Origin of the sequence: Sporosarcina sp. NCCP-2716, assembly GCF_023707985.1 — a bacterium.
Classification (GTDB): Bacteria; Bacillota; Bacilli; order Bacillales_A; family Planococcaceae; genus Sporosarcina.
In genome coordinates this window covers 39858-61735 of sequence record NZ_BRCF01000003.1, presented here as the reverse complement: position 1 = coordinate 61735, position 21878 = coordinate 39858, and the positions used below count along the sequence as shown (strand labels likewise).

Genomic DNA, 21878 nt, shown 5'->3' with positions numbered 1-21878 from the left:
GTAATACGTGAATTTTTCTCATTTGAGGGGAGTTCATGTATTAGCAATTATTATTTGGGGGTTTTTGTCCATGAAACAAGGTACAGTAAAATGGTTCAACGCAGAAAAAGGGTTCGGTTTCATCGAGGTTGACGGAGAAGACGACGTATTCGTACACTTCTCAGCTATCCAAGGCGAAGGTTTCAAGTCTTTGGACGAAGGACAGCAGGTTGAATTCGAAATCGTAGAAGGCAACCGCGGTCTCCAGGCTGCTAACGTTATTAAACTCTGATAACTGAATGACGAGGCCCCGCTTATGCGGGGCCTCGTTTTTTTCAATCCGGTTTTGTAACGGACTCCATGGATGAGCTGATTACGTGTTCCTCCATCTCTTTCGTCCTCATGACAGATTCCCGTTTCACCTCGCCGTATTCTTCCACGAAATATCGCCTGTTGACGAAGTCTTCGTCCTTTTCTTCCAGTACGACCGCATGTTCAAAGGTCCTATACGGGGTTTCGACAGTTGCGTCCGTGTCGGTGACCGTCCACCGTTCAAAGGAGGCCCCTTTCTCGAATGGCAGCTGCAGATAGATGCCTGTCGGTTCCATTTTCTTAATGTCGTCAAGCGGAGGGGCATTCGATTCGGTGTCTACAGGGGACTCGTCCAGCCGGAGGATCTTGTCTTTTTCAACTTTATACAGTTTGCGAATCAGGGCTCCGCCATTGTTTTCATACACCATGACGATATCCTTATATGGATGGTAGATCTGCATGTCCATCTCTGCGTATTCGTTTCCCTTGCCTTCGTAGTGGACTTTCGATCCGTGCGGCAGGAAGTACGCCATCATTTCGGGGTTCTGCACGCGATTGTCTGAACCGGCTTCATCCTTTTTTTCATCAGTGCCTGTTCCATTATCTGCCTGGTTTTCCTTCCCGCCGGTGTCCTTGCCATTGTCAATCGGGGTCCGTTCTCCGCTGTTGCCTGAATTGTCGGGCGTCGTGACATCCTGGCCATTCAGCTTGGAACACGCCGGCATAAGAAGAAGGGGAATGAGCAGCAGCAGCTTTCCGGTGATTCGTTTCATCGTGATCCGCTCCTTTCTTACCAGTATTTCCGATTCTCCGATAACTATGTGCATGACAGAAAAAAAGACACGGATCCGGCCAGGAAATCTGGCGGATCCGTGTCTTTTGGCAGTGTACCGGTCAATTGCCGGCAGGCTGTGCTTCTTTCCATTCCAAGTACTCGTCATAGCCCATCATCTTGTCGAAGATCGTGCCGTCCTCATTGATCTCAATGACACGGTTCGCAATCGTCTGGATGAATTGATGGTCATGCGAAGTGAAGAGCATGGCGCCTTTGTAGGCGATAAGCCCGTTGTTCAGCGCCTGGATCGATTCCAGGTCCAAGTGGTTCGTCGGCTCATCCAGCAGCAGGACGTTGGCGTTGTTCAGCATCATTTTTGAAAGCATGCAGCGCACCTTTTCGCCGCCTGAAAGGACAGATGGCTTCTTGTTCACTTCTTCGCCCGAGAACAGCATTCTTCCGAGGAAACCGCGGAGGAATGTCTCGGTCTCATCTTCAGGAGAATACGGACGGAGCCAATCGACGAGTGTCTTTTCATCGCCTTCGAAGAACTCGGAGTTGTCAATCGGGAAGTACGAGCGTGTTGTCGTCACACCCCATTTGACAGTTCCTGCATCCGGTTCCGTCTCCTCAGCGAGAATATCGAGGAGGGCGGTCTTCGCGAGCGGATTGCCGATCAGAATGACCTTGTCTTCTTTGTTCAATGTGAACGTCGCATCTTTCAGCAACTGGACACCATCCTGCTTTTTGGACAAATCGCGCACCATAAGGACATCGTTCCCGATTTCCCGGCCGATCTGGAAATTGACATACGGATAGCGGCGGGAAGACGGTTTGATGTCGTCCAGCTCGATTTTATCGAGCGTCTTCTTCCGTGATGTCGCCTGCTTCGACTTCGAGGCATTCGCACTGAAACGCGCGATGAACGCCTGGAGTTCCTTCACTTTCTCTTCCTTCTTCTTGTTCTGTTCCTGGGACAGCTTCAAGGCAAGCTGGCTCGATTCATACCAGAAGTCATAGTTCCCTGCGTAGATCTGGATCTTGCTGAAGTCCAGGTCGGCGATATGGGTACATACCTTATTCAGGAAGTGACGGTCATGGGATACGACAATGACGGTGTTCTCGAAACCGATCAGGAATTCCTCCAGCCATTGGATCGCTTTCAAGTCAAGGTGGTTGGTCGGCTCATCCAGCAGAAGGACGTCCGGTTTGCCGAACAGTGCCTGTGCCAGGAGCACTTTAACTTTGTCTGACCCTGACAGTTCCGCCATCTTCATGCTGTGCATGCTTTCCGGAATACCGAGCCCCTGCAGGAGGATGGCCGCTTCTGACTCAGCTTCCCAGCCGTTCAGTTCGCCGAATTCACCTTCCAGCTCAGCGGCACGCATGCCGTCCTCGTCAGAGAAGTCTTCCTTCATGTAAATTGCATTTTTCTCGGTCATAATATCATGCAGGCGCTTGTGCCCCATGATCACCGTGTCCATCACGATTTCGTCTTCAAACTGGAAGTGGTCCTGCTTCAGGACGGCAAGACGGTCATCGTTGTTCAGGATGACGTTGCCTGTCTGCGGTTCGAGTTCGCCGGACAGGATCTTCAGGAAAGTGGATTTGCCGGCGCCGTTTGCACCGATGAGTCCGTAACAGTTCCCCGGGTTGAATTGTATATTAACATCTTCAAAAAGTTTGCGATCTCCGAAACGAAGACTTACATTACTCACTGCTAACATGATTGACCTCCTAAAATTCACACTTTGCCCATTATAGCATGGAATGCGTCCTATTTGGAACAGTTCCCGGTGGCATAATTCACCCGGCAGGCTTACAATACAGCTAAGTACTTTAGTATATGTGAAACTCAGGAACTCTCCCGGCTATGGAGCGCTTTTCGGCTCTTATAAGCGGGGAGTGTGCCGAGTTCTTTATTAATGCAATATTCCATCTGTACATAATGTCTGCGTTCGGGTAAAGCGACAGGATCCAGACCTTTCATGGTCCGGATGAAATAATATCCATTGATCTGCCGGAAGATTACGACGGTGTCAGGAAAAAGATCGAATACGGTTTTCACTTGGTATTTCCGCGTATACGACCAGTGGAGTATTCTCATGAGCGTCATCCTTTCATGGAAAATTATACCCGGCGCAAAACGCAAACGCAAGTTCGATGACCCCTAGTCAGAAAGGACATTCTATGGATTCCAACTCACTTTCGACCAAACAAATGTATATGCTGATCCTCGCGATCTTTGCTGTGTCGCTCAACATGCGGCCGGCAGTGACGTCGATCGGTCCGCTGCTCGATACGATACGGACCGACCTGGAACTCTCGAACGCACAAGTGAGCCTGCTGACAGCACTGCCGATCGTCTGTATGGGCGTATTTGCATCACTTGCTCCCGTGTTGAACAGGCGTCTCGGCCTGAACGCAACGATGGTCGCCATGATCCTAATGATTGGTGTCATGACGGCGGTGCGCGAGTTCCTCCCGACGTACAAGGTGCTCCTCGCGTCGTCGATCGGCGTTGGAATCGCTATCGCAATAGCAGGCCCGCTGCTGTCCGCGATGATCAAACAGAACTTCCCGACGCGCGCAGGTGCGGTGATCGGTATCTATTCATTCGGTCTCGGGACAGGGGCGACGCTCAGCACCGGCCTGTCCGCCTACTTTTATGAAAAGACGGCATCCTATCCGTTTGCGCTGAGTATATGGGCTGTCCTCGCATTCATCGGTCTCGCAGCCTGGCTCGTCTCAGCAAACGACATGCTGCTCGTGCGCCAATCTGTACGGCAGCCGGTGGAACAGACCTCAGCCGCCGACGCCGGACGTTCACCGTGGCGGACGGGCAAAGCTTGGCTGTTCCTGCTGTTCTTCGGCCTGCAGTCGGCGGCCTTCTTCTCGATCGTCATCTGGCTTGCGCCCATTGCGGTTTCAAAAGGAATGTCGATCGTGCAGGCAGGAACTCTCGTCAGTCTCATGACAGCGGTGCAGATCGTCCTGAACATCGCCATACCGCTCATGATGGAGAAGTACCCCGGCCGGAGGATGTGGCTGCTATTCATCCTGTCGATCGGCCTGGTCGCCGTTGGTCTTTTCTACACAGGCAATATCCCGCTTCTCTGGGTCGGTGCCCTGCTGATGGGGCTGCCGCTCGGCGGGATGTTCCCGATTGCTCTCGTGCTGCCGCTCGACGAAACGAAGAACGCAGCGGAAACGAATACGTGGACTGCGATGATGCAGACGGGCGGATTCATTATCGGCGGGACGCTGCCTCTGCTTATTGGTGTCCTGTATGACCGGACGGGCAGACACCAGGTGACGATCACCCTGTTCGCCCTGCTGTTCATAGGAATGATCGTACTGGCGCTGCTGATAGGGGACAAGGAAAGCGAATGAATGCATTGGAAAAGGGACACCCGGTTATGGGTGTCCCTTTGTTAGGTTGTCTCGCCGATTATCGAATAGTCAATGATGAAAGATTGGTTTCGAATTTGTGATCTGTCACAACGATCATTTGCCGCGGTCGTTGTCCAGCAGGTGTTTCCTAACATAAGCAACGCAAACCCTACCTACTTTTGCGTCCTTGCGGCCCTGTAGCCGCGCCAGTGTGAATACGTATTATCGGTAAACATTCCGCAGAATGCCAGTATTCAACAATCAGCAAAACGTGTGTTAACTTATTTATTATAACCGGGTATTGGTTCTTTGTCAATAGAGATTGAGAAACTGTTCTATTTTCCTCTAGTCGTTCTTACAGTGAGTAGGAGAGGGGAGAGGAATACTGCGATGGAAATTGACGGCGTTTTTTCCGGAGGAGGCCTGAAGGGTCTCGCGCTTGTCGGCGCATGCAAAGTGTTTGAAGAAAGAGGGTATACGTTCAAAAATACGATCGGTACGAGTGCCGGTGCGATTGTCGCCGCCCTGCTCGCGTCCGGTTATACCGCTGGTGAAATGGAGGATATCCTGTTCGAGCAGGACTTTCCGAGCCTTCTCGATGCCAGGAAAACATGGATGCCGGTGCCTTTCATGAAATGGCTGCAGCTTTATTGGAAAATGGGCCTTTACAAGGGAGTAGCGCTTGAGAACTGGTTCAGCAGCGTGCTGGCCGACAGAGGAGTGTACACATTCGCCGATCTGCCGGACGGCTCCCTGAAAATCATCGTTTCCGACCTGACGAACGGCAAGCTCGTCATTCTGCCGGATGACCTGGAGGAATACGGACTGCGGCCGGAATTTTTCCCGGTCGCCCGAGCGCTGCGGATGAGCACAAGCATTCCTTTCTTTTTCGAGCCGGTCGTCCTGCATTCCCTCGCCGGCAACTCAGTCACGGTCGACGGCGGCGTCCTCAGCAATTTCCCGCTGTGGGTATTCGGTGAATCCACGGAAAGAACTCGACGCCCTGTCATCGGCATGAAGCTGAGCCATGACCCTATCCAGAAAAAGAAAACAGTTATCCGGAACGGGCTCAACCTGTACGAAGCCCTCTTTACAACGATGAAAGATGCACACGACGAAAAACATATCCCGAAACAGCTGGAAAAGGACATTCTTTTCATTCCTACAGAAGGAATCTCTGCAGTTCAGTTCGATCTGAGTGAAGAGGACAAAGAAACACTCGTCCAAAGCGGCAAACGGGCGGCAGGGCTGTTTCTGGCGGAACGGAGCATGCCCGCTCTCTGTTATCCCACCATCCGTCAAAAGGCGTAGCAGTCAGACAATTTTTTTAGTTATCCGGCAAATCAGACAGCGAGCGTGGTATAATAGTCATATAGAGGATGAAACATGACAGGGCGGTGTTCAGTGATGAAGATGTCGATAAAACAATTGCTGCTGCTGATAGCACTGTTATCCATAACACTCACGCTTGCAAGCAGTCTCTATGCTGGATACCGCGCCGATCAGGAAGCATTGAAGAATATCACGCTTGAGACAAATTCCGCCTATGCGCAAAAACTGGCGAAAGTGACTGAGGAGTACCTGCTCCGTACGGAAAGGACGCTTGCCTATTCCGCCGATACCCTGAAAGATACGCTGGATACCCAATCTACCGAATTACTGAACCGGGAAGCGGAACGGCTTGCCATCCAGTCCGAATCGCTCAGTTCCGTAGTGATCACGGACCAGCGGGGGATCATCCGGGGCTCATCTAAAAGGGTGGAAGGGCTGATCGGGCAGCCGCTCCAAGGTCTGGAAACGACGAAATCGCTGCATACGGGCATGCCGGAGATCAGTGAACCGTTCGTTTCGCAGACCGGCCGGCTCATCGTGTTCATCAGCACGCCGATAGTGAACAGCGACGGAAGGACTGCCGGGCTGATCGGCGGGAGTATCTACCTGTCTGAGGAGAATGTGCTGTATAACATACTCGGTCAGCATTTCTACGAAGACGGATCCTATGTGTATGTAGTCAGCCGGTTCGGGATGCTCATGTACCACATCCAGCCGGAGCGTGTCGGTGAGCATACAGCCGGCAACCCGGTCATCGAACAGCTGAAGAAGGGCAACAGCGGCAGCATGCAGCTATTGAACAGCACCGGCCGCGATATGCTTGCGGGCTATGCTGTCATCCCGCTCACCGGCTGGGGAGTCGTGTCGCAGCGGCCGACGGAAAAGGCGCTCGCGCCATCGGGACAGATGGTGTTTGAAATGGTCCTCAAATCATTGCCGTTCCTGATCGCTTCTGCACTGCTGGTACTCTTTCTGGCATCGCAAATCGCCAAGCCGCTCGTCCGTCTCGCCAGCTTCGCAGATGGCCAGATGAACGGCGGCGACCATACAGCACTGAAAAGCGGCGCCTGGTACCGGGAAGCGATCCAGCTCGACCGGGCGCTTACCGACAGTTTCAGTAAATACAAGGAAAAAGTTGAGCACTTCATCGAGGAGTCTTCGACCGATGCGCTGACGGGCCTGCTGAACCGGCGGGCTCTGTCAGAACAGGTACGAGTATTCACGGAACAGGAAGTCGGATTTTCGCTGATCATCCTCGACATCGACCGTTTCAAGCTGGTCAACGACACGTTCGGCCATACAGCGGGCGATGAAGTGCTGAAGTTCCTTGCTGACAAGATGAAAGCACAGACAGGCAGTGACGGTTCCTGCTATCGCTATGGGGGCGAGGAGTTTGTCATTGTACTGCCGCAAATGGAGAGTCTGGCTGCCGCACGATTTGCCGACAGATTAAGAATTGATATTTCATCTTCAGTGAGCCCGGTAGGCCGGCCGGTAACATTTTCAGCAGGCGTGGCCGAGTTCCCTGTCCACGCCGACCATATTGTCAAGCTGATCGAACTGGCGGATGAGTGCCTGTACGAGGCGAAAGAAACCGGACGCAACCGGGTGGTCAGCGCCAGCGACAGGACCGCTTCCGTCTGACGGCTCTTTCCGATTCGGCGAAACAATGGTAAACTGTACAACAGCTTATAGAGAAACAGGTGTTGACAGATGATAGGAAGAAACGACCCATGCCCATGCGGCAGCGGTAAGAAGTATAAGAAGTGCTGTGCAAAAAAAGAGGAAGTGACCGTGGAAGCCGTCCAGTCGGAAGAAATCGAACGGATTCTGCAGTCGTTCTACGACGAGTATCCGAAGCGGAAGGATTTCGATGATTACCGGGAATTTGCAGCAGAGTGGAAAACCCCGCTCGGCAGTTCGTACAACGTGGAGATGATCGAAGCTATCGCGCTCGATGAATTCTTTTTTCATCACCGCCCGGATATTTGGGAAGGTTTCGTGAAAAAGCAATTGCGCAAGACGATCCGGCCGGCAGTCATCCAGCTGCTTGAAAGCTGGGCGGTGCCGGAGACGCTGCTCGGACAGGTGACAGGCACTGACGAACACGCCATCACTGTATTGGACCGGCTGCGCAACAAGGAAGTACGCCTCCGACGGGAATCCGAGAAGCCGATTCCGGACGGTGTCCATCTCTGGTGCTTCACGCTGCCGGAAGGAACAGAGGCCGGCGGGGTCCTCGCAGTGTCGACCCTCATCTTCTTCCCGGTCGATCAGCAGTCCGTTTTCGATGAATTCATCGGATTGTTCACGGGATCGGCCGCGGACGCTGAGCCTTTCATGCAGCAGCATGCAGTGCAAATGTGGCAGTCGCTCGCTGCAAACGGCTATGAAGGGGAGGAGTTCACCCATTTCGAGCAGGGGGTCCTTGCCCGGGTTGCCGCGTTTCTCGAAGAGCACGGCCAAACGAGCGGCCGTCTGCTCGAACTGGTGGAGGACTATCTGGTCGAAGAGCAGCCGAACGCGCGGAAAGACGTGGCGATCGCGGCAGGCGCTATCCGGTATGGCCAGGAGAATGGACTGTTCGAACCACTCGGCTTGACGGTCAAGGCGATCGCCGAGCAGTTCGGGGTCTCACCGTCTTCTCTGAACCGCTACTATGCGGGGCTCGCCGAATATGCAGAACGCATGCACGAACACAAATGAAAAAGCAGTCCTGCAGTGTTTTCTTACACACTGCAGGACTGCTTTTTTTATCAACTCCGGAGACCGGCGGCTGATTTCCCGAACGTGAACTCGTTCCAAGAAGCGATTTCATAAGTCGGCACGGCATCCGTTTCGTTTTCCAGCCCATTTGGATTGTACCAGCACGTGTCGATTCCGAACCGGTTCCCGCCGCGGATATCGGAAGTGAGCGAATCACCCGTCATCAGAACACGGGATTTGTCGGTCACACCGAGACGATCGAGCGCCGCATGGAAGATTTCCGGACGCGGTTTCTGATAGCCCGCCTCTTCGGAAGAGAGGATCACTTCGAAGCGTCTGTTCAGCGGAGAACAGGCGATCCGGGCGATCTGGGCCTTGACGAAGCCATTCGTCACAATCGCAAGCCGGGCATCCCCGAGCGAGTCCAGCATGTCGATGACGCCGTCGATCAGATGGGCTTCTTTGCCGAGCTGTTCCAGGTAAGCTTCGGAGAACTCATCTGCATCCAAGCTGATGCCGAATTTCGCGAACAGCTGACGGAACCGGTTCACTTTCAGTTCGGCCATCGTCGCTTTCCCTTCTTCCAGCTCTCTCCACAGTACATTGCTGATCGCTCGGTACTCCGACCGGTAGGCGTCAAGCCCTTCCGCGAGTCCGGCTTCCGTGAATGCCCGCTTGAAAGCATTCCGCTCACCCGTTTCGAATTCAAGCAGCGTATCATCCAGATCGAAAAGGAACACATCATACTTCATAACAACCATCACCTGTCCATTGTAGTTTGTCCTGAGTATAGCACTCTGAAAAATTCTGAACAACAGATGACAGCGCAACAGCAGACGATTGAAAGTTACGTATATTTCGACATTTTGACGGTTTTTCCGTTTACTTTCTCCGGTCGGGGGTAATCAGATAAGTGAAGCAAATCATGAGGAGGTCGAAGCGAATATGTCAGTAGGCGAAGAACTTCAAACTCTGAAAGACTTTCATTGCGACAAGCGCTGTGTACTCAGCGTGTACTTGAACACGAACCCGGCAGATCCCGATCAGCAGAAAGGGGCCTGGAAGATCCAATTGAAATCAGGCTTCAAGAGGCTCGAAGAATATTTGCAGGCATCGAACGACAAAGAGGAGATGGCATCCTTCAAAAAAGCGAAAGAGCTTGTCGTACGAGAAATTGAAAACAACCAAAACGACTTGAAAAAAGGAGTCGTTATTTTTGCTTCATCCAATCCTGAACTTTTCTCTGTCCATTATGTAAAGATTGCAATTGAAACGGACTTCTACTGGGAGGACCATCCGGTGATCGACAAACTGGAGAACATGCTGAAAGCGTATCCGAATTCAGGGATCATCATGCCGAGTTTCGGAAATGTGCGCTTCCTCGATACGGCGATGGGCTATGTAGCCGACGATTTCACGTATACGTTCGACTCGGGGCTCGACGTCTGGCGCGAACAAAAAGGGCTGAACCCTTCCGGCAACCGTGGGACCGGAGGAAGCCATGTCGATGATCTGGACGACCGCCTGAAAGAGAACTTGGAGCGGTTCTACAAATCACTTGCCAATGATATCGGTAAGATGAAGAAAGAGCGCCACTGGGACGAGATCCATGTTGTCGGAGAAGCCGAATACTCCCAATCGTTCGCTTCGGCACTGCCGAACAAACCGGACAGCCTCATCCATAAGAATCTGAACAACTCGAGTGCCGATAAAGTGCTCCATGAAGTTTTCGGCAGCTGATCGGCTGCGCACGAGCCGTCTCTGACAGAAGAGGCGGCTTTTTGACGTCGCAAAGTAATGACAAATCGCATTCTCGGGAAATGTGTGGTAGGATTACTAACAAAATGAGATAGGACGTGACTGTATTGATCACTATTACAATTCCTGAAGTAGACGTAAAAATTGAACAGCGGCTGCAGAAGCAGTCTGCAACCGAAGCACCGATCATCCCGGTGAACGGGTTTGTCGACCTGCACGAAATCCCGCGCGACAAAGGCGGCATCATCTTGTTCTACAACAAACAGGACGAGCTGCTGTTCGTCGGAAAAGCACGTAAGCTGCGACCGCGCGTCAAAAAGCACTTGGAAGACAACGTGTCTCCTTTGAAAGCGCACCGCGACGAAGTGAACAAGATCGGTGTCATCCTCGTCGAAGATGCGATGGAACGTGAAATTTACGAAACATACATTATCAACACGCAGCGCGCAAAATACAATACGGACAAAGTATTTTTCGAATAAGCAGCGGGGAGGTTTTCGGTTTGGATCCACGAACTAAAGCGATACTGGAACAGGTGTCATCTGCTGCAGGCCTGCAACGATGCCGCCTGCACACATATGACTTTTTCGAAAGACCGTCCGCTTTCGGCGGATCGGACATCATTTTGTCCGCAGTCTGGCTGCCGGAAGGGGCTGCATCCCCGGGTGAAGAGGAACTTATGCCGGTAGGTGCCGTATCCGTCGATTATTCGATTCGGTTCAGGCAGCTCATTCTCGCAGTGACTACCGGTGGTGTATCCGGCGCGGTGCCGCTGACGGAGGATACCGATAAAGCTGTGTTCTTCCGGAAATGGGCAGAAATGCAGACCGGGCTGACGTTCGGTGAGACGCTCACGGTGACGAACCGGACGGAAACGGGCTTCGAAGCCGTGCTGTCTTATGGCGGATTTCCTGTCAGCACGGAATCCCAGCTGCAGGTCGAGTGGGATGCAGACGGCCGTCTGCTGACAGCTATGCTGCCGCTCAGAGGTTCTGACGAGTTCGAGTCTTCACAGTTCGACCTGTCGCTGGAAGCGGTCGAGCCGCTCGTCCGTCAGCAGCTGACGCTCATCCGCCTGCCGATCGAGGAAGAGGAGCGGTTCGCCGATTACTATGCGATCGACGAAGTGCACATCGCACAGGACGGAACCGTACTGCCTTATTTCACGGAGGAACAGGGCGCACAATTTCCCGGCACGCTATTGTCCTGGGAAGCTCCTTCCGACGAACGATTCGAACGGCAGCCGGTGGAGCCCTTCCGCGCCCATGTGAGTGCGGACGAAGCGTTCAGCATCGCTGCGCAGGCGCCGTCCGTGTTGGATGAAACGACCTTGCGGCATGTGACCGAGTCGTCCATCCGGTTCCTGTCCGCCGAGGCGGCAAATGAATCCGGCGATTGGGAGCTGTATCGTGTCTTCCGCCAGCCAGGCATCATCGAAGCAGTCTGCCGCAAGATCGGGGAGATTCCCGGTCCGCTGCGCCGCAAGCTGGTCCTGCTGCTTGAACCGGAGACATTCGAAGTACTCAACTATATGGATTCCAACGAAATGGCCCAGCTTTTCGAAGGCTTCACACAGCCGCGTATCGCGACAGTGACGCAGGAAGAAGCCTTCGACGAAATGGTGTCGTTCATCACAATGGATCCAGTGTATGTATACGATCAGGGAGACCGCCGGTATAAGCTGTGCGGCCTGCTCGATTCCGACCAATGTGTCGACGCGGTGACAGGCGTACTGAAAAATCTAAATGACTTGTAGACTGCCGGTTTGCTTGAAGCGAGGGTGAAAGATGAACGAACGGGAACAATGGACTTCGAAGATAGGATTCATTTTGGCGGCGGCGGGCAGTGCGATCGGCCTCGGCGCCATCTGGAAATTTCCATACATGGCAGGGATGAATGGCGGCAGCGTATTCGTGCTGCTGTTCATACTGAGCACACTGGCGATCGGCCTGCCGATCCTCCTTGCTGAATTTGTCATCGGCAGGAGGGGCGGAGCGGATGCCGTAACTTCGTTCGAACGCTTGTCCGCGGGCAGACGGTGGAACTGGGTGGGATGGATCGGCCTTGCTGCGTCCTTCATCATCCTGTCATTCTACAGTGTGGTCGGCGGCTGGATTCTGTCGTATCTGATTCGATCGCTGACAGGCGGCCTGACCCGGAACGATTACGGTGCGCTGTTCGAGGGGATCATCGCGGATCCGTTCGAGGTGCTGGTTGCACAGGCGGCGTTCCTCGCGCTGACAATCTGGATCGTCCAAAGCGGGATCCGCGGCGGTGTGGAACGGGCAAGCCGGTGGATGATGCCGCTGCTGTTCGTCTTCTTTATCGTCCTTGCAATCCGCTCCCTGACATTGGACGGCGCGATGGAAGGTATCCGATTCCTGTTCGTCCCGGACTGGTCCTATTTGACTTGGAAAACGGGACTGCTGGCGCTTGGCCAGGCGTTCTTCTCCCTCAGTGTCGGGGTGACGGCGATGATGACCTACGCGTCATATTTACAGAAGGATGAACGGCTCGGCCAATCTGCGCTGAACGTCTCTTTACTGAACATCATCATCTCCTTGCTGGCGGGGATTGTGATCTTTCCGGCGGTATTTGCGCTCGGCCAGTCCCCGGCAGAAGGCCCCGGCCTCATATTTGTCGTGCTGCCGGCCATCTTCAACGAAATTCCGTTCGGCTCGTTCTTCCTCATCGTGTTCTTCATTCTCATGCTGTTCGCCACACTGACGTCAGCGATTGCGATGCTCGAAATCGTCGTCTCGACGGGCATCCGCAGCAGGCACGACCGGAGGAGAAGGGCCGCCTGGATGTTCGGCGGACTTATCTTCGTCGTCGGCATTCCGAGTGCCTTGTCATTCGGGAAGTTGAGCGGCATCCAGCTGTTCGGCGGATCGATATTCGATTTCGCCGACCTGCTGACGAGCCGGATCGCAATGCCGATCGGTGCGCTTGCGGTATCGCTGTTCGCAGGTTATGTACTCAGCAGCCGCGACACCGCTGAAGAATTGCAGATGAACCCGCTGCTCCATAAAATCTGGAAAGCATTGATCCGCTATATCGTCCCGGCGGCCATCGTCATCATTTTCCTGGCGTGGGCGATCGACCTATAAACCACGCAGCCCGGTGTCTACGGACGTCGGGTTTTTTTTGTCTGCAAATGACGAAATATTGAAACCTTTCCACCTGGCAAAGCGTGTTCCTGATGGATGCTTCATCAGAGGGAGAGCGAATAGGAAGGAGGTATTGCTATGCCAGGGTTTGTGTGTAAAGGGTTTATGCTGGCCGGTATGCTGAGCATCTGTTTAGCGGCAGTGGGCTGTTCACCTGCGGAAGAGGAACGCGGGGAAGAGACGATAGAAAAGAAGGTCGATGAGAAGGTCGATGAGAAGCCGGAAGTGAAAGCGCCGGAAAAGACGGAAGTCAGCTTCACCAGGGAGACTGCCGTCCAGCATATCGAACAAGTCACAAGACTCGAGCTGACTGGCCCCGATAAGAAGTATCAGGAGCTGATGCAGGCGGTCATGGAAGGGGTAGATAACACGGCTGTTGAACAGCAGGAGAACATAATGATCTACAAAGCCTATGTGAAACAGGTATACGGTCCTTTTTTTACGGAAGATGCACTCAACCAGTTCATCTCAGCAGGAGCTTTCCAATATGATTTTTTCAACGATGCAGTTTTTGAGATGAAACCGGTAAAGCTGGAGGTCACTCAAAGTGATATACAAACAGCTGATAACCAATTTACAATCGATGCCGTCGTCGAAGTGTCGGCACCCGGGCTGGAAACGGAACAGTTTCCGGTCGAGGGCAGAGCGTTCATAAGCAAGAAGGATGGAAGGATCGGCGTCTATCAGCTCGGCCATATCGATTCCGAACTGAGAGCACACTTGCTCATGCTCGAAAACCGATGAACGATATACGACCGGCAGGCGTTTGCGAATTTCAGTGGACAATTCAGCGGTCACCCGCTACAGTGGAATGGAACAGACGGGATTTATCGCACACCTAACACTGAAGGAGCGGATCGTTATGAAGAAAGTCCTCATTGTTGAAGACGAACCATCGATTGCCACACTGCTGCAGTACAATCTGGAACAGGCCGGCTACGCCGTCATTGTCGCCCATGACGGCAAGACAGCGCTCCGGATGACGAACGAAGAGCAGCCGGATCTACTCGTCCTCGATCTTATGCTTCCAGGGATGGACGGCATGGACGTTTGCAAAACGCTGCGCCAGGAAAAAATCCATACACCGATTCTCATGCTGACCGCGAAAACCGACGAATTCGACAAGATCCTCGGACTGGAACTCGGCGCAGACGATTATTTGACGAAGCCGTTCAGCCCCCGGGAAGTCGTCGCGCGTGTCAAAGCGATCCTGCGCCGTTCCGAACTCGTGAAGGGTGCCCAGCCGCAGGGACAGGACGCACCGTTCGTCATCGGGCAGCTCATGATCTACCCGGAACGGATAGAAGCCAAAATGGCAGGTCAGCCGATCGACCTGACCCCGAAGGAATTCGAACTGCTGCTGTATCTCGCCCGCCACAGCGGAAAAGTGCTGAACCGGGAACAGCTGCTCGATGCCGTCTGGAACTACGAATATACGGGCGATTCCCGGATCGTCGACGTCCATATCAGTCATTTACGCGAAAAGATCGAGCCGGATACGAAGCAGCCGATGTACATCAAGACCATACGGGGGTTCGGCTATAAAATGGAACAGGTCAAGAGCTGACCTATTCATCTGTACATACATATTCTTTCAAAACCGCCTGCCACGGCGGTTTTTTCTATGTAAACTCTCGTAAACTGAATCTTTACATAGTCTTTACAGAGCCTCCACTTGTCCTTAACGTTCAGCCGTTACAGTAAAGGTACAGCAGATCGGACAGCTGTAAAAAAACTTTCGAGGTGGGATTCAGATTGAAGAAAAGAAATCGTCTATCATTTGCAGCAAGCATTCTATTGTGTGCCGGACTGGCATCAGCCTGCAGTTCGACAAAAGCGGACGAAGCCGATAACACAGCGGATGCGAACAAACCTGCAGAACAGACAGGCACGATTACAGCAGTCGGCTCAAGCGCCCTTCAGCCTCTGGTCGAAGCAGCTGCCCAACAGTACGCGGCTGACCACCCCGGAGCTGTCATTAACGTACAAGGCGGAGGGAGCGGGACCGGACTCAGCAAGATCAGTGAAGGCGCTGTCGATATCGGGAACTCTGACATCTTCGCTGAAGAAAAAGACGGAATCGATGCAAGTAAAATTGTTGACCATAAAGTAGCGGTCGTCGGAATGGGCCCAGTCGTCCATCCGGAGACAGGTGTTGAAGATGTCACTACGGAAGAATTGATTGACATCTTCACCGGCAAGATCACGAACTGGAAAGAGCTCGGCGGGAAAGACCAGGATATCTCCGTGATCAACCGCGCACAGGGTTCAGGAACACGGGCAACCTTCGAAACATTCGGACTGCAGGGGAAAGAGCCGATCGAAGCACAGGAGCAGGACTCTTCCGGAACTGTGAAGAAGATTGTAAGTGAAACACCAGGCGCCATCAGCTACCTCGCATTCTCGTATTTCGATGACTCGGTCACCGCTTTGAAAGTGAATGGCGTCTCCCCGACACAGGAAGAAGTCGAAACGAACAATTGGGAAATCTGGGCATACCAGCATATGTATACGAACGGTGAAGCGGATGGACTCGCGAAAGAGCTGATCGATTACATCCTCTCGAAAGACGTGCAAGATGAACTGCTTCCTGAAATGGGCTATCTGCCAGTGACAGGTATGAAAGTCGAACGGGATGCAGAAGGTAAAATCGACAAAAAATAATTACATGAAGACGTATACGCACTACAGAAAGGAGAACGGATGATGGCCAAGCTGGTAAAGGAAACGGAACATCCGTTATTCAAGAAAAGCAGCAAACTGCGGACAGAACGGTTCGGCAAAGGGCTCACCTTTGCCGCCGTTCTGCTGACCGCACTTCTGACCGCAGCAATCTTCTTCCTCGTCATCTCGAAAGGGCTCTCGACGTTCTTCGTGAACGGCGGGAGTGTCAAGGAATTCTTCACGGGAAGCACGTGGAACCCGGGTCAGAAACACGAAGGAGGCAGCCCGATCATCGGAGCACTGCCATTCCTCACCGGCTCCCTTGCCGTAACAGGTCTGTCTGCACTGATCTGTACGCCGCTTGCGATCGGGGCAGCGCTCTTCATGAGTGAAATCTCACCGAAAGCCGGCAGGAAAGTGATGCAGCCGGTCATCGAACTGCTCGTCGGCATCCCTTCCGTCGTCTATGGATTCATCGGTCTCAGTGTTGTCGTCCCGCTTCTGCGGGATCATGTAACGGGAAGCGGATTCGGGATCGCGGCGGGTACGATCGTCCTGTCCGTCATGATCCTGCCGACGGTCACGAGCCTCGCACTCGATGCCATCCAGGCAGTCCCGCGCTCGTTGCGTGAAGCATCGCTTGCACTCGGTTCGACGCGCTGGCAGATGATCTATAAAGTGATCCTGAAAACAGCGAAACCCGGACTTCTGATGGCGGTCATCTTCGGGATGGCGCGCGCGTTCGGTGAAGCACTTGCCGTCCAGATGGTCATCGGGAATGCTTCGGTGATCCCTCACTCGCTGTTCGAGCCGGCGTCAACGCTGACGAGCATCCTGACGATGGGTATGGGCTATACCGTGCTTGGTACCGCTGAGAACAATGCACTCTGGACACTGGCACTAATCCTGCTCCTCATGTCACTCGCATTCACGATCGCTGTCCGATGGATCGGAAGGGGGAAACCGCAATGATGTCTGCAAAACAGGCCGACCGGCTCGCGACTGCCGGATTATACGCTGTAGCCGGGGTGATCCTCGCGCTGCTCGCCGGACTTCTCGGCTATGTGTTCGTCAAGGGGTTCCCGATGCTCAGCTGGCAATTCATCACCTCACCGCCGCAGATCTTCAAAGGGGGCGGAGGAGTCGGGCCGCAGCTGTTCAACTCGTTCTACCTGCTTGTACTGACGCTCGTCTTTTCGCTGCCTGTCGCACTCGGGGCAGGGATCTATCTGGCGGAATATGCGAAGGACAACTGGTTGACGCGCAGCATCCGGATTTCAGTTGAAGTGCTGTCATCGCTGCCGTCCATTGTCGTCGGACTGTTCGGATTCCTGTTCTTCGTCATCTACATGGGATGGGGGTTCTCAATCATTTCCGGGGCACTCGCATTGTCCGTGTTCAACTTGCCGCTGCTCGTACGGGTCGTTGAACAATCGATCCAGAGCGTGCCGCGCACTCAGCGGGAAGCAGGATGGGCGCTCGGTTTCTCGAAGTGGGAAACGATCACAAACATCGTCCTGCCTGCAGCACTTCCCGGCCTCATAACAGGGATCATCCTGGCGGCAGGCCGCGTATTCGGAGAAGCAGCTGCACTGATCTATACGGCAGGCATGAGTACGCCGGCGCTCGACTTCACGGATTGGAATCCTCTTTCGCCCGTGTCACCGCTCAACCCGTTCCGCCCTGCCGAAACGATGGCCGTACATATTTGGAAGATCAACGGGGAAGGCATCATGCCGGACGCATCCGCCATCTCGGACGGTGCCGCCGCGCTGCTGATCCTGTCGATCCTGCTGTTCAACCTGTCGGCACGGTTCGTCGGCCGGTTCGTCTTCAAGAAAATGAGTGCAAGCTAGAGAGGAGAATCATTATGCAGACAGTTGCAGTCCCAAGCCGCGTACTAAGTTCACAGACACACGTCACAGCACTGACCGGACCGGAACTGACACGCCCCAAACTGGAAACTGACCGGCTTTCCGTCTTCTACGGAGACCATCAGGCGGTCAGTGACGTCTGCCTGACGTTCAAGAAGAACACAGTTACAGCACTCATCGGACCTTCAGGATGCGGCAAGTCGACCTTCCTGCGTGCACTCAACCGGATGAACGACAGTATCGAAGGCTGCCGGATGGCAGGGGAGATCCGCTACGACGGCATCGAGCTGCAAAGCCGGCAGGTGAATGTGCTCGAAGTCCGCAAACAGATCGGCATGGTGTTCCAGCGTCCCGTGCCCTTCGCGAAGTCGATCTACAAGAATGTCGCCTATGGACCGATACGCCATGGCGTGAAAAAGAAGAAAGAACTCGACCGGATCGTCGAAGACAGCTTGCGGAAAGCAGCCTTATGGGATGAAGTCAAAGATTTTCTGCACCAGTCTGCACTCCGGCTCTCCGGCGGTCAGCAGCAGCGTCTCTGCATCGCCCGCGCACTCGCCATGCAGCCCGACGTCCTGCTTCTGGACGAACCGGCATCCGCCCTCGACCCCGTGTCGACAGCGAAGATAGAGGAATTGATCGGACAGCTGAAAAAGGAGATCACCATCATCATCGTCACCCATAACATGCAGCAGGCGAGACGGATCTCGGACGAGACGGCATATTTCTATATGGGCCGGATGGTCGAACACGGACCGACCGAACAAATCTTCAGCAATCCCCGGAGCGAACAGACCCGGCAATACATCTCCGGACAGATCGGATAGGAGGAAGCGTTATGAGACAAGCAGCCGCTGAGCATATCTTGACACCCGCTATACGGACGGAAGACTTTCGGTTCTATTACGGCAGCCATGAAGCGCTGAAAGGCATCACGCTTTCCGTCGAACAGAACGAGATCACCGCACTGATCGGTCCTTCCGGTTGTGGGAAATCGACGTTCCTGCGGTCGCTGAACCGCATGAACGACCTCATCCCGGACACACGAACCGCCGGCGAAATCTGGATCGGCGGGAAAGATATCACGAAACCTGCAGAGGATACGGTTGCCTTGCGGAAACAGGTCGGCATGGTGTTCCAGCACGCAAGCCCATTTCCTTTCTCGATCTACGACAACGTCGCCTACGGTCCGCGCATCCACGGAAAAGTGCGAAAAGCTGAACTGGATGAACTCGTCGAGTCGTGCCTCCAGTCTGCCGCGCTGTGGGATGAAGTGAAAGACACCTTGAACAAACCGGCCGGCAGCCTGTCCGGCGGTCAGCAGCAGCGGCTTATGATCGCCCGCGCGCTCGCAACAAAACCGGACATCCTGCTCATGGACGAACCGACATCCGCCCTTGACCCGATATCAGGTGCGAAGATCGAACGGCTCATCCAGTCACTGAAAACCCAGTTCACGATCGTCCTCGTCACTCATAATATGCAGCAGGCAGCCCGTATCTCGGACCGCACCGCCTTTTTCCTGAATGGCGAAGTGAAGGAGACCGGAAGGACAGAGATGATCTTCAACAGCCCGGTATACGAGGAAACGAAAGATTACATATCCGGAAAATTCGGCTGAGCCAGCTTCACAGTCGAGAGAACAGAAAAAGCCGCCCTGTCAGGACGGCTTTTTCTGTTCCTTATGGGTGAACGGGCACTTTCCAACAATCGGTTCGCTGTCGTCCCCGATGAAAAACTGTTTCCATTCGTTATGATCGGGATCACCGAAATGGCTGATGTCCGGATGCTTCGGCAGGTGATCCCATTCCTCGACACGCTCCCGCACCTTTTCCCGTGACATGATCCCGCCTTTTTCGGTCCCTTTCAGGCCTTCGAAGATCTTCCGCGGCTGGAACCCTATGACCATCGCGTTGCCGAGATCACGCGTCTTCCGCTGTTTGTAAGCAGGCGTATTGCCGAACGCGAAGATCGGCTCCCCGTGGAAACGGAAGTCCCACAGATGATGATCGGGATCCCGCGGACTCTCTTCCGGCCACTCGACTTCGTCGACGTCATGCAAATACTGCAGAATGTCCCAGAACTGCTCGCGGTATTCATCCAGCGTGCCTTCCGTTTCGAAAGGTTCAACGAACACGAACAGCCCGTGCCGCTTATGCTTTGGATTGTCGAACAGGGCCAGGAACTCCGTCAACGCCTGTGGCAGCCGGCTCCAGTCGTCCTTAGTTACATAGGCATAGCGCAGCTCGCCTTTCAGCTCACCGCCCATGCCGAAATAACACGGAAACGTCTTATCGGTCACCGTGTCATGGAATGTCTGATATTCTTTCAGCAGCCAGCCGGGCAGGTCGTCCCTTTCGGCAAAATCCTCTTTTGTCAGTAGCGCGCGCTTCGTTTCAATCACACTATGTCATCCTCTCGTCTGCTTCCTCTATTCTATTGCCTAATTCCCTGATCGGGGAAAGTGAAACAAATTGTGTTCGTCTGGGGTGGCGGTGCAGCGGCGCTGAATCGGATAAATGGGACGCGTTATCGGACGAATGACGTATGGAATCGGCCGAATGGTAGGAGATATCGGCCTAATGAAGCGCTGAATCGGCCAGATGCACTAATTTATCGGCAAACAGACACAATTCGCCGCTTCGATCGGCTCGGGACTTTCACGCAAACGGACGGGGGTCTGCCGGTATCTATCTTTCTTTGCTACGACATGTATAAACAGGCACCACCTTGCATATACTAGTACACACAGAGCCGCGGCACGACTCTGTCCCGCCTGCAGGGGGCACTTTCGCCGGAAAGTGGAAAAGAATACCCGGCCTGATCCGACTGGGGACTGCCCAGCAGTGCCGCATACATACTTGTACAACCGGATTTGTTGCCAATTCAGCATATGCTGTATAATGGAAGAAATGACTGCACAGACAGTAGGGGATTACATGAAGTGGATCAAACGGAACTGGAAGAAGACAGCGCTGGCTGCGGCCGGTGTCTTTGTCGTTGTCCAATTGCTCGGCGGTATTTTCTTCTATGAGCTGGCCATCAAACGGGGACCGAAGGAATTCCTCCAAAACAACGCCGATCTGGAAGTGTCAGACGAAACGATGGACCTGTACGTACACGGGGATTGGACAGAATGGGTCAGTGAACAGCCATTCGAACAGCTGACGATGACCTCCCGCGACGGGCTCCAGCTAAACGGCTATTATCTCTCAGCCGAAAAGCCGACGGACAAACTGGTCATCCTGACGCACGGCTACTTAGGGAACGCCAAGCAGATGGGACTCTTCGGCATCTTTTATTACCAAGAGCTCGGCTATGACATCTTCTTGCCGGATGCACGGGGTCACGGCAAAAGCGGGGGAACCTATTATGGATTCGGCTGGCCCGACCGCCTGGACCTTATCGACTGGACGACCCTCTTACTGGACAAACTCGGCAGCGAAACGAAAATTGCCTATCATGGCCTGTCGATGGGCGCGGCGACTGTCCTAATGGCGAGCGGGGAAGAGGAGCTGCCCGATCAGGTAAATGCCATCATCGCTGACAGCCCGTACGGCTCGGTTTACCAGCTGTTCGCCTATCAGATGAAGCGGATGTTCCACCTGCCGGCATTCCCGCTGCTCGACAGCACGAGTATCATCACCCGACTGCGGGCCGGCTACTTTTTCCGTGAAGCCAATTCATTGAAGGAAGTGGAGCACACGGACGTGCCGATCCTGTACATCCACGGAAAGGCGGACACGTTCGTCCCGGTCAAAAATGCGATCGAACTGTACGAGAACACGTCGAGCAGTACGGAACTGCTACTCTTCGCCGGTGCGAACCACGGCGAATCATACGCGAAAGAGCCGGACGTCTACAAAGCGAAAGTGAAGCAGTTTCTAGAAAACACGATGGACTGAGAACGCCCCC

22 protein-coding genes are annotated in these 21878 nt (G+C 53.8%); 17 read left to right on the top strand and 5 right to left on the bottom strand.

Annotated elements, in window-relative coordinates:
- Positions 1–70 precede the first annotated feature (70 nt).
- The gene (locus NFU03_RS06060; protein WP_040286426.1) at positions 71–271 is read left to right on the top strand and encodes a cold-shock protein; all 201 of its coding nucleotides are present in this window, start codon (positions 71–73) and stop codon (positions 269–271) included.
- Between the two features lie 43 nt (positions 272–314).
- Here NFU03_RS06060 and NFU03_RS06055 read toward each other — a convergent pair whose 3' ends face one another.
- The 3 genes from NFU03_RS06055 to NFU03_RS06045 all read right to left on the bottom strand — a co-directional run bounded on the left by NFU03_RS06055 (position 315) and on the right by NFU03_RS06045 (position 3173).
- The gene (locus tag NFU03_RS06055) at positions 315–1064 is read right to left on the bottom strand and encodes a hypothetical protein (protein WP_251637019.1); all 750 of its coding nucleotides are present in this window, start codon (positions 1062–1064) and stop codon (positions 315–317) included.
- A 121-nt stretch (positions 1065–1185) separates the two neighbouring features.
- Complete coding sequence (locus NFU03_RS06050) at positions 1186–2793, bottom strand: ABC-F family ATP-binding cassette domain-containing protein (RefSeq protein ID WP_251637018.1); 1608 nt, start codon at positions 2791–2793, stop codon at positions 1186–1188.
- A gap of 128 nt (positions 2794–2921) precedes the next feature.
- Positions 2922–3173 carry a hypothetical protein gene (locus tag NFU03_RS06045; RefSeq protein WP_251637017.1) on the bottom strand — a complete coding sequence of 84 codons (252 nt, stop codon included), beginning with the start codon at positions 3171–3173 and terminating at the stop codon, positions 2922–2924.
- Positions 3174–3256: 83 nt separating this feature from the next.
- Here NFU03_RS06045 and NFU03_RS06040 point away from each other — a divergent pair, with 83 nt between their 5' ends.
- From NFU03_RS06040 to NFU03_RS15715, 4 genes are all read left to right on the top strand, one after another.
- Complete coding sequence (locus NFU03_RS06040) at positions 3257–4459, top strand: MFS transporter (RefSeq protein WP_251637016.1); 1203 nt, start codon at positions 3257–3259, stop codon at positions 4457–4459.
- 390 nt (positions 4460–4849) lie between these two features.
- On the top strand, positions 4850–5770 hold the full coding sequence (locus tag NFU03_RS06035) for a patatin-like phospholipase family protein (RefSeq protein ID WP_251637015.1): 921 nt from the start codon (positions 4850–4852) through the stop codon (positions 5768–5770).
- 96 nt (positions 5771–5866) lie between these two features.
- Positions 5867–7435: a sensor domain-containing diguanylate cyclase gene (locus NFU03_RS06030; RefSeq protein WP_251637014.1), complete on the top strand. Its 1569-nt coding sequence runs from the start codon at positions 5867–5869 to the stop codon at positions 7433–7435.
- Positions 7436–7504: 69 nt separating this feature from the next.
- Positions 7505–8497, top strand: coding sequence for an SEC-C metal-binding domain-containing protein (locus NFU03_RS15715; RefSeq protein ID WP_285835419.1), 993 nt, complete (start codon positions 7505–7507; stop codon positions 8495–8497).
- Positions 8498–8547: 50 nt separating this feature from the next.
- Here the strand turns inward: NFU03_RS15715 and NFU03_RS06020 are convergent, their stop codons facing one another.
- On the bottom strand, positions 8548–9249 hold the full coding sequence (locus tag NFU03_RS06020; protein WP_251637012.1) for a YjjG family noncanonical pyrimidine nucleotidase: 702 nt from the start codon (positions 9247–9249) through the stop codon (positions 8548–8550).
- A 193-nt stretch (positions 9250–9442) separates the two neighbouring features.
- Here NFU03_RS06020 and NFU03_RS06015 point away from each other — a divergent pair, with 193 nt between their 5' ends.
- From NFU03_RS06015 to pstB (NFU03_RS05965), 11 genes are all read left to right on the top strand, one after another.
- Positions 9443–10237 carry a VLRF1 family aeRF1-type release factor gene (locus NFU03_RS06015; protein ID WP_251637010.1) on the top strand — a complete coding sequence of 265 codons (795 nt, stop codon included), beginning with the start codon at positions 9443–9445 and terminating at the stop codon, positions 10235–10237.
- 125 nt (positions 10238–10362) lie between these two features.
- Positions 10363–10737, top strand: coding sequence for a nucleotide excision repair endonuclease (locus NFU03_RS06010; protein WP_251637009.1), 375 nt, complete (start codon positions 10363–10365; stop codon positions 10735–10737).
- A 20-nt stretch (positions 10738–10757) separates the two neighbouring features.
- A complete protein-coding gene (locus tag NFU03_RS06005) occupies positions 10758–12011 on the top strand; it encodes a hypothetical protein (RefSeq protein WP_251637007.1) in 1254 nt (417 codons plus the stop codon).
- A 31-nt stretch (positions 12012–12042) separates the two neighbouring features.
- Entirely contained in the window at positions 12043–13365 is a 1323-nt protein-coding gene (locus tag NFU03_RS06000) for a sodium-dependent transporter (RefSeq protein WP_251637005.1), read from the top strand.
- A gap of 138 nt (positions 13366–13503) precedes the next feature.
- On the top strand, positions 13504–14169 hold the full coding sequence (locus tag NFU03_RS05995) for a hypothetical protein (RefSeq protein ID WP_251637003.1): 666 nt from the start codon (positions 13504–13506) through the stop codon (positions 14167–14169).
- Between the two features lie 118 nt (positions 14170–14287).
- Complete coding sequence (locus tag NFU03_RS05990; protein ID WP_251637001.1) at positions 14288–14992, top strand: response regulator transcription factor; 705 nt, start codon at positions 14288–14290, stop codon at positions 14990–14992.
- Between the two features lie 188 nt (positions 14993–15180).
- Entirely contained in the window at positions 15181–16089 is a 909-nt protein-coding gene (locus tag NFU03_RS05985) for a phosphate ABC transporter substrate-binding protein PstS family protein (protein WP_285835418.1), read from the top strand.
- A 39-nt stretch (positions 16090–16128) separates the two neighbouring features.
- Positions 16129–17061, top strand: a complete 933-nt coding sequence (gene pstC, locus NFU03_RS05980; RefSeq protein WP_398289881.1) for a phosphate ABC transporter permease subunit PstC — start codon at positions 16129–16131, stop codon at positions 17059–17061.
- Positions 17061–17945 carry a phosphate ABC transporter permease PstA gene (gene pstA, locus NFU03_RS05975; RefSeq protein ID WP_251637452.1) on the top strand — a complete coding sequence of 295 codons (885 nt, stop codon included), beginning with the start codon at positions 17061–17063 and terminating at the stop codon, positions 17943–17945. The genes pstC and pstA overlap by 1 nt, the downstream gene beginning before the upstream one ends.
- Before the next feature lie 14 nt (positions 17946–17959).
- The gene (gene pstB / locus NFU03_RS05970) at positions 17960–18790 is read left to right on the top strand and encodes a phosphate ABC transporter ATP-binding protein PstB (protein WP_251636997.1); all 831 of its coding nucleotides are present in this window, start codon (positions 17960–17962) and stop codon (positions 18788–18790) included.
- 11 nt (positions 18791–18801) lie between these two features.
- Complete coding sequence (pstB, locus tag NFU03_RS05965; protein ID WP_251636995.1) at positions 18802–19584, top strand: phosphate ABC transporter ATP-binding protein PstB; 783 nt, start codon at positions 18802–18804, stop codon at positions 19582–19584.
- Positions 19585–19623: 39 nt separating this feature from the next.
- Here the strand turns inward: pstB (NFU03_RS05965) and NFU03_RS05960 are convergent, their stop codons facing one another.
- A complete protein-coding gene (locus NFU03_RS05960) occupies positions 19624–20367 on the bottom strand; it encodes a YqcI/YcgG family protein (RefSeq protein WP_251636993.1) in 744 nt (247 codons plus the stop codon).
- Positions 20368–20902: 535 nt separating this feature from the next.
- Here NFU03_RS05960 and NFU03_RS05955 point away from each other — a divergent pair.
- Entirely contained in the window at positions 20903–21868 is a 966-nt protein-coding gene (locus NFU03_RS05955; protein WP_251636992.1) for an alpha/beta hydrolase, read from the top strand.
- Positions 21869–21878 lie beyond the last annotated feature (10 nt).